We start from the raw sequence: 7,510 nt of genomic DNA on the forward strand, positions 1-7,510 counted from the left end.
AGATTTGGCCCCCAAATCTCTGCCGGAAAAACCCGGTAGGCGTAGCCGACGGGTTATTCCGGATGGCACCCTTGAGGCCGTTGGACCGCCCCATCACGAACCATCTCTATTCTTCCACCGGGACCGCTTGCGGTCCCGCCAACCATGACTTGAGCCGGGCCACCGGCCCGGCTCTCCTTCCCTCGCGCAGCGGTCCCGGCAACAGGCCAGGGCCGCCCGGGGGGCGACCCATCCTCGTCGGAGGATTCAGTCCTGCGGCTCCTTTGCGCTCGGCGGGAACATCACCAGCTCCGAGACCGCGACCGGGAAGTCGAGCTTGAGGCTGAAGAACTCCGAGCCGTCCCCGTTGCGGGTGTTGCGGAACATCGCACCCACGCGCTGAAAACGGGTGCGCTCCTGGCCATCGGTGTCGGTGAACTTGACGGGGACGGTGGCGACGTAGTGGTTGGTCATTTGGGTTACTCCTTGTTGCGATGGGGATCTGCCAGCACGGGGGCAAGAGGCCCGGTCGCAAGCGCAAATGCGGAGGGTCCGCGGCTCCGCCGTGGAAGCCGTATTTGTGCTTGCCGAAGCGTGAGCTGAGGGCACGAACGGGCCGACCCCGTGCGATCCACATCTATGAGCAAAAAGGAGAGACCCGGATGACCCCTGCCATCACGCCGACGCCACCATCCGCGTCCCACCGAACCTGGCCGGGGTGCTGACGAAGCGCGCCCGCGTGGGTGCGATGTTCCGCAACGCAACCCGAGGAACGCGCAAGTCTTCCGCCTAAAGTGCGACGTCTCGACCCCTCGCGTCTTGAACTGTCGAGGATACCCATGAGGCGCGCATAGCCTCCAGCCAGACCCCGATGCGGATGGACCGAACGCTGACGGACCGGGTAGAGGGATGACGGTGCTGGACGGCGCAGCCTGTCGATCTTGATACACCGACCGCACGCGCCATGAGACATGACGAAAGGGCCGCGCCAAGCGCGACCCCCTCTCTTCAATCTTGTGCAGTCTTCTTCGCCGGGTCCGCAACCCGCATGACCGTCAGGCCTTTCGCTTCCGCCTTCTGCCCTAGGTTCAGCGCGACTCCGTTGCCGCCGAAGAGCACAACCCCTGTCGCCGCGAATTTGTCGTCCAGTATCTCGTCGTTGCACTTGAACGGTGCTGCCCGCCCGTGTGCGGACCAGCGCGGATCGAAGCGCGCCTGCGCCACTCCGCGTGCCCGGGCCCACCGCGCCGCAATCATCTCCGCCCCGTGCTTGCCACCCTTGTGACAGAGGAAGATCTCCTGATTGCGGTTCTGCTTGATCCGTTCGCGAACCTTGTCGAGCGTGTTGAAGATCACATCGACATCGGTCCAGTCGGTGGCGCCCGAGACGATCAGGGGCACCCCCTCGACTTTCGACTTCTCGGCGGTTTCGCGGTCATGCTGCTCCAGCAGCTGCCGCGCCTCGAAGACCGCCCCGGTCTCTTGCGCCCGGACGCTTGCGCGCGACCCAGCGGCCGGGATGAAGGCGTGGCCGGTCTCGATCTCATAGCATTCCGCCGCCGCCTCGCTCATCACCTCGATGGCGCCGACAATCTCGCGCAGCTGCAGGAAGCGCGCCTGCGCCTCTTCGAGCGCGGTCTCGGCGATCTCCGATCCGTCGTGGGATTTTGCCAGCGCGCCGATTTTGTCGGCGGTGCGGTCGATCTCCTTGCCAAGTGCCACCTTGCGCCGCTGCAGGATCGTGGCGAGCCCATGGGCCAGCGGTTCGATTTCCGCTTCAAGCCCGGTCCCGCGCAGCGGCCCGAGCAATGCATCGAAGCATTCGCGGATGATGCGGTCGGTCAAGACGTGATCCTCGGGGATCGGCAGCTGTGCGTCCTTCTCGGTCAGCCCAAAAAGCTCGATGGTCTCGTAGGTGTTCGCAGTGTCGTAAGCCATGTCTGGTCTCCAGTATTCGGTTGAGGAGCCACCACGTGAGTGCGGGGGCATGGCCGAATGTCTGGTTTCCGAATCTGCCCGGGTCAGGGACGGCGCAGCCGCCGGCTTGCCGGGCGCGAAAGTTTTCCGCGTGCAGCAACTGACACATGCGCGCCCTCACGCACGGGACCGCCCCAAGCCACAGGCCCCGTCCTCGCCGAAAAGTTTTGCGATCCTTGACGCGGGCTGATTTGGGGGCCATCCGGAGGATATGCTTCCGCACTCATGTGTGTGTGTTTTGAGGGTAGGTTTGCCCGACCCGAGCAGGCAAACGGACCGACCGGACGCGGGAGACGGATGAAGTGGCGGGATCGTTTTGGCCTCGGGCCAAAACAGACCAGAGCGCAATCCGGCGGAGCGGCCAGGGAGAGACGTGCTCGCGAGGCGGGCAAACCGGGATGCCAGGCGCGACGCCGCGGTGAGGCCGCATGGCCGAATGCGCGACGGACCGAAGGGCCGTTCTCCCCTGCGACACGCGAAGCCGAGCTGGGGGGCAGAAGCCAGTAAACTACCAACGCGCAAGATACCATCACTGAGGAGGAATAGGTTTGCCTCGATAAGCCTTTGTGTTTCATTGATTTACGGCTACTCTCGCAAAAGGTGTGCACCGGTATTTAAGCAGAAGAATGACTTCACAATCGCAACACGACGCAACAGCTTCGGCACTAGGGTTCCGCTACCAGGAACGCTTTGCCCTTCTCCAGCTACTCGAGACAAACGATGATGAGGCCGCAGTAGCAGTTGAGGCTCTTGATGACGTTCAGCTTAAGGCCAACGGCGTAGATATTCTTGAGCAACTAAAGCATTCGCTTGTTCCAAACCCCAAGCCACTGACAACTAAATCGGTGAACCTTTGGACAACCTTCAGGATCTGGTGTGAGCTACTTCCAAACCTAGATCTAGAATGTACCAAGTTTGCGTTGATTGCAGTTGCTCCGATTGCCTCTAATTCCACTCTTCGTTGCTTAGAAACGGAAGGCTCAGACCGCGCTTCTTTGTCGTCTGAGTTACAAGCAGAGGCGAAGCGCGTCATTGAAGACGTCGAAACAGCAGAACCTGAAGGCAGAACAAAGCCTCATAAGAAGAAGGCTTCTGGGGCTGCGGCATTTCTTGCATTGTCTGAAAGTCAGAGGGCAAGCTTGCTTCAAAGGGTTTCGATACAGTCAGAAGTAGGGACGATCAGTAGCTTGGAAGGCAAACTTGCTCAGCGTCTTGACACCTACCCGAAAACTCAACGGGCGACGCTCGCGGCGAAACTCGGTGAGTGGTGGGATCGGCAGATGTTGTTGTCTTTTGACGGTAAGCGAGATCGCTTCATTAAAAGGTATGAACTGCTCGAGCAACTCTCCGAGATTAGCGCAATGCTTACATCAGAAGCTCTATTGGATAGCTTTAGCAGCAAACAACCGCCTCCTGTTTTTGATACTCATGAGATGTTGGCGAAACAATGTGAGCTAGTGGAAGCCAAGCCAGCAATGGTGAAGCTGGCTCGTATTTCAGAATGGCAAGCTAGAAATCAAAGAGCGGCTTGGTCAATTGAAGCCCCATCCAAACATAGCAAAATCGTGGAATACGACGAAAGACTTGTCTCCGAGTGGACCTACAGGCACGAAAGTGCATGCGAAAACACCGAGGCCGGAAATGAAACTGAATTGGTCACTAACGGGCAATCAGTACTGCGATGGGTCTTGGAAGAAGCTGCTCAAGAGGTAGGAACTATTGAAAGCACAGTGACATCGCCCTTCTACGTGCGAGGAAGTTATCAGGTTTTGTCAATTGAGGGTCGGGTCGGATGGCACCCTGACTATCGCAAACGTCTGGGGTTTTCAGAATGAGAACGACTTATGACCTTTTTGCTGAAACAAACCCGGCCTTCGTGTCATTTCTCCTCTATCGATTTGTAAAAAGCTATTCAGGCGATAGTGATGAGGCCCCACACATAAGTCTAGCGTATCTTGTTGTGCCCTTGGCCGTGTCACAACGCTTAGAAGCCAGTTTTTCTTCAACAAATTCTGCAACAGGTTTTCTTTCTTGGCTCAACCGTTTTCCCGAAGTCCGTATCGGACTTCAACAAGACATTGAGGTAGCAAGAAATACTACTGATCAGGGAATTCGTGCCGCCCTCTTCAGCCAATTGTTAGAGTTAGGGAACAATGGAACCATGCAGTTGGGCGGCGCGAAGAAGCCCCCAGAAAACACCAAAAGCAAGCTGTCTAATATGCCAAAGCAGGCTGTCTCGAGGGCTGAGCGACTTGGGACATGGATGTCTGGTATCGGCGGCCCGGCTACTATCTTTTCTGCCTTAGAGGTGCGACCATGACACGTTGGAATACCTCTGAGATCGCGTTCTTTGGTCTGGAAGGCCGGAGAAGAACAATCCAGTTGCGCCCAAATGAAGTAGCAATACTTACTGGCCGCTCCGGAACAGGCAAATCGGCCATCATCTCAGGAATTGATTATTGCCTTGGCTCCAGAAGCTGTGAGCTCCCTGATTATGTGCGGCGACGTACTATCGGTGTCGCAGTTCACTGGAAAAACGATCAAACCGACTTGATAGTTGGACGCGTCGTTCCCGACAGTGGCGTGGGAACAGAAAAAATGTTCGTTAAGACGGGGCGCAATTTACAGTTGCCTACTTCGTTCGAACAAATTGAAGGGCCCGCCCCTCGCGCGACTGCCAGAAAACTAATCGAACGAGCATTCCGGATCTCCGACATAGACGATGCGGACGCAGACGAGAAGTCGACGGTTGGAAAGGCCACAATCAGGCACACCACACCCTATCTGTTTCTCACCGCAGACGTGATTATCAGCAACAAGACTGTTCTTCATGACCTGAATGATCCCGACAAGGCAAAGGACATCAGGGCAACATTGCCTTACTTCCTTCAAGCGGTTGATCAGGAAACTGTCTTGGCACAAAGACGATTGCGCCAATTAGAGGCGGCGTTAGCGCGGCTTGAACGTCAGGACAAGGCAAGAAAGAAAAGCCGATCTCTGCTTACCGAGCGAGCGATAGCATTGCTTACCCAATCCGCTGGCCTAGGAATGTCTGACGCACCAGACCCCACCCTCCCAGAACATGAACTTCTTGATCTTCTGAGAGAGGTAACATCTTTCGAGATCACTCGGACCGATACGGAGACTGGCGATCAGCTTGGCGCCTTAGAACAGGATCGGCGGGAAACAGTTCGATTGGCTTCAGAAAATCGCCAAAAGCGAGATGCCTTGAAAGCGCTAGTCAAAGACGCTTCTGGTTTCGAAACGACAACCTCTGGGCAGTTTCAGAAGTTGAACCTAGTAAATCACCTGCACCTCGACAACGAAACTTGCCCAGTGTGCCAGGAAAAGAGTCAGATAGGTGCAAAAATTGCTAAGGACATTGCTGCCTCTCTTTCGCTCATTGAGAAGGAAGTTGCCTCAGTTCAGCAAGTGACCCCAGAGTTGCTTGATCAATTAGAGCAGGCAGAAGAAAATTTGCAGTCCACTAATAATCGGATCAGGGAAATTGAGCGCCAGATTCGAAGTGCCATTCAGCAAAGCGATGCCCTTAGACGAGCTGATGATCTGGCTCAGGCGCGCGCAATCACTCTTGGCCGCGTAGAGCAGTTTTTAGAAACGACCGTTGAGGATTTCGAGCAGGCTCCGGTTGATTTTGGCAGTCTTCGAAGTGAAATCGAAGGGTTAAGAGAATTTGTCGATCCGCAAGCTCTTCGCGACAAGATCGCACATGCCGAAAACATGGTGTCTAACTACGCATCTGAGATGCTTCCTTCCCTTCCCTCAACCGCTCCACTCACAGATGCCCGCCTACAATTCTTTGCTGATGGCAGAATTCGCATTATTGAAGCGGAGCGTCAACGCCAGCTCAACCTCGTCGATGTTGGTTCAGATCAGAACTATCTCGCAATTCATTTGGCACTACTATTTGGCTTGCACAAGCACTTTGAGCAGGTTGCATCGCCGGTGCCCGGCCTGCTCGTTATCGATCAGATTAGCCGTCCGTATTATCCCAAGGATGAAAAGGCTCGCGACGAACGCAGCTTGGAAGAAATGGCGCAGGATGATGATCGTCGTTCCATGGCAAGAATAATGGACTTCATCTTCAAAGAGACAGCCAAAGCTAATGGCCTCCAAGTTCTACTAATCGAACATGCATATATGGAGAATGATGATCGCTATGTTGACGCCACAGTTGAACGTTGGACTAAAGCCAACGGTATCAAGCTGATCCCAGACGATTGGCCTGTACGTGAGGCCTAGGTATTGCGGGTTGATCTTTGAGCTGAAACAACACGACCAAAAGGGGAACCGTGGTCCCACGGCTCCCCTTTCGGTTCAGATCGTCTCCTCTCGCGCGCTAATCACGCGACCAGCGAGAGCCCCGCGCCTGCGTCCTGCGGCTGCTCACCGCTGTCGATGAACGGGATGATCGAGAAGGTCTGCCCGCCGCGCTGTTCTTCGTTCTGCACGGCGTTCACGCGCAGGTCGCCATCGGGCGTGTTGATCAGCAGCGACAGGTAGTCATTGCCCGTGCGGCTGCTTTTGGCCATCCAGGCCGAGCCGACGCGGATCGGTGTGCCCCGGGGCGAGCTGACCTCGATCCGGTAATCGGGGTGGGTCTCCTCGGATTTGTAGCTGTTCTCGATCAGCATGAACTCCAGATCGAACATCATGTTGGCAATGTAGCCGGTGAAGGCGTTGTCAGCGTCCATGGCGGTGAGCTCGCCCGAGATCGAGCCGGATTTCATCAGGCCGTTCGAGACCAGCGGGATGATCTCGAACGCGCCGCTCTGGGCCGCGCGCGCCTCTTTCGTCTGCACCGCGTTGACACGGAACGGGCCCAAGCCGACATCGATCTGCATCGAGATGTAGGGGTTGCCGCTGGTATTGCCGGTCTCGTTCCAGGCCGTGCCGATACGCACCTTGCGGCCTGATTTGTTGACTGCCGTCACGTCAAAATCCGGGCTGCGTTCGGACATCTTGGCCCGCGCCTCCAACTGGATGGCGATGTCAAAGCGCGTCGAGTGGATCATGCCGGTGTACTGAGCGGCTGCGGTCTCGACATTGCGGGTGAGGGTTCCTGCGAACATGGGATGGTTCCTTTTGGATTGGCCGGTGTCTGACGTCCTTGCCAGCGCATCCGGGATTGCTTTCTCGACCCCTTGAGGGATCACAAATCAGAAAGCTTGCTTTCCTTTCAGCCCCGCCCTCGGGTCAGAGCTGCCGTACGAGTGGGAAGGCCCCCGCGCCTCCGGGTGCTACGCCCCTCCCCTGCCCGTTTGGTCTTGATTGGCTGCCCGGATTTTCCGCGCCGTCCTCCGATCGCGCGATAAAGAACTCCGCCTCTTTTCCGTTCAACCCGTGCCCGCCCCGGTCGGTCAGACCGATGCAGCTGCTGTTCGGCTGATAGGTGATGAGGTACTGACCGAGCCGGTCCTTGTGGACAACGTAGCCGGTATTAGCCCAATGCACGGTATGGCCGGCATCGACGGCGGCCTTGATTTCATCAAGTGTCATGATCTTTCCCTCCCTTGCCTATTCTGCTGCCACT

General features: G+C 56.6%; 7 protein-coding genes. 3 read left to right on the plus strand and 4 right to left on the minus strand.

Features of this window, described 5'->3' with window-relative positions:
• Positions 1-246: 246 nt before the first annotated feature.
• Together K5Q35_RS18590 and K5Q35_RS18595 are read right to left on the minus strand one after the other, a co-directional pair.
• Complete coding sequence (locus tag K5Q35_RS18590) at positions 247-453, minus strand: hypothetical protein (RefSeq protein WP_103911512.1); 207 nt, start codon at positions 451-453, stop codon at positions 247-249.
• Between the two features lie 534 nt (positions 454-987).
• Positions 988-1,917 carry a DUF2493 domain-containing protein gene (locus K5Q35_RS18595; protein WP_220800896.1) on the minus strand — a complete coding sequence of 310 codons (930 nt, stop codon included), beginning with the start codon at positions 1,915-1,917 and terminating at the stop codon, positions 988-990.
• A gap of 665 nt (positions 1,918-2,582) precedes the next feature.
• On the opposite strand from K5Q35_RS18595, the gene K5Q35_RS18600 reads away from it, so the two are divergent.
• From K5Q35_RS18600 to K5Q35_RS18610, 3 genes are read left to right on the plus strand one after another with little or no spacing between them, the layout of a single operon-like run.
• The gene (locus K5Q35_RS18600; protein WP_220800897.1) at positions 2,583-3,791 is read left to right on the plus strand and encodes an ABC-three component system protein; all 1,209 of its coding nucleotides are present in this window, start codon (positions 2,583-2,585) and stop codon (positions 3,789-3,791) included.
• On the plus strand, positions 3,788-4,276 hold the full coding sequence (locus K5Q35_RS18605; RefSeq protein WP_220800898.1) for a three component ABC system middle component: 489 nt from the start codon (positions 3,788-3,790) through the stop codon (positions 4,274-4,276). Before K5Q35_RS18600 ends, K5Q35_RS18605 begins: the two co-directional genes overlap by 4 nt.
• The gene (locus K5Q35_RS18610) at positions 4,273-6,219 is read left to right on the plus strand and encodes a DUF3732 domain-containing protein (protein ID WP_220800899.1); all 1,947 of its coding nucleotides are present in this window, start codon (positions 4,273-4,275) and stop codon (positions 6,217-6,219) included. Before K5Q35_RS18605 ends, K5Q35_RS18610 begins: the two co-directional genes overlap by 4 nt.
• Before the next feature lie 101 nt (positions 6,220-6,320).
• Here K5Q35_RS18610 and K5Q35_RS18615 read toward each other — a convergent pair whose 3' ends face one another.
• A complete protein-coding gene (locus K5Q35_RS18615; RefSeq protein WP_220800900.1) occupies positions 6,321-7,049 on the minus strand; it encodes a DUF736 family protein in 729 nt (242 codons plus the stop codon).
• Between the two features lie 124 nt (positions 7,050-7,173).
• A complete protein-coding gene (locus tag K5Q35_RS18620; protein ID WP_220800901.1) occupies positions 7,174-7,476 on the minus strand; it encodes a hypothetical protein in 303 nt (100 codons plus the stop codon).
• Positions 7,477-7,510 lie beyond the last annotated feature (34 nt).

The organism is Roseobacter sp. OBYS 0001 (genome assembly GCF_019654895.1).
GTDB classification, from domain to species: Bacteria; Pseudomonadota; Alphaproteobacteria; order Rhodobacterales; family Rhodobacteraceae; genus Roseobacter; species Roseobacter litoralis.

Excerpts from the sequence above, each read along its gene's own strand:
- K5Q35_RS18590 (WP_103911512.1), bottom strand. The coding sequence starts at position 453 with ATGACCAACCACTACGTCGCCACCGTCCCCGTCAAGTTCACCGACACC.
- K5Q35_RS18595 (WP_220800896.1), bottom strand. The coding sequence starts at position 1,917 with ATGGCTTACGACACTGCGAACACCTACGAGACCATCGAGCTTTTTGGG.
- K5Q35_RS18600 (WP_220800897.1), top strand. The coding sequence starts at position 2,583 with ATGACTTCACAATCGCAACACGACGCAACAGCTTCGGCACTAGGGTTC.
- K5Q35_RS18605 (WP_220800898.1), top strand. The coding sequence starts at position 3,788 with ATGAGAACGACTTATGACCTTTTTGCTGAAACAAACCCGGCCTTCGTG.
- K5Q35_RS18610 (WP_220800899.1), top strand. The coding sequence starts at position 4,273 with ATGACACGTTGGAATACCTCTGAGATCGCGTTCTTTGGTCTGGAAGGC.
- K5Q35_RS18615 (WP_220800900.1), bottom strand. The coding sequence starts at position 7,049 with ATGTTCGCAGGAACCCTCACCCGCAATGTCGAGACCGCAGCCGCTCAG.
- K5Q35_RS18620 (WP_220800901.1), bottom strand. The coding sequence starts at position 7,476 with ATGACACTTGATGAAATCAAGGCCGCCGTCGATGCCGGCCATACCGTG.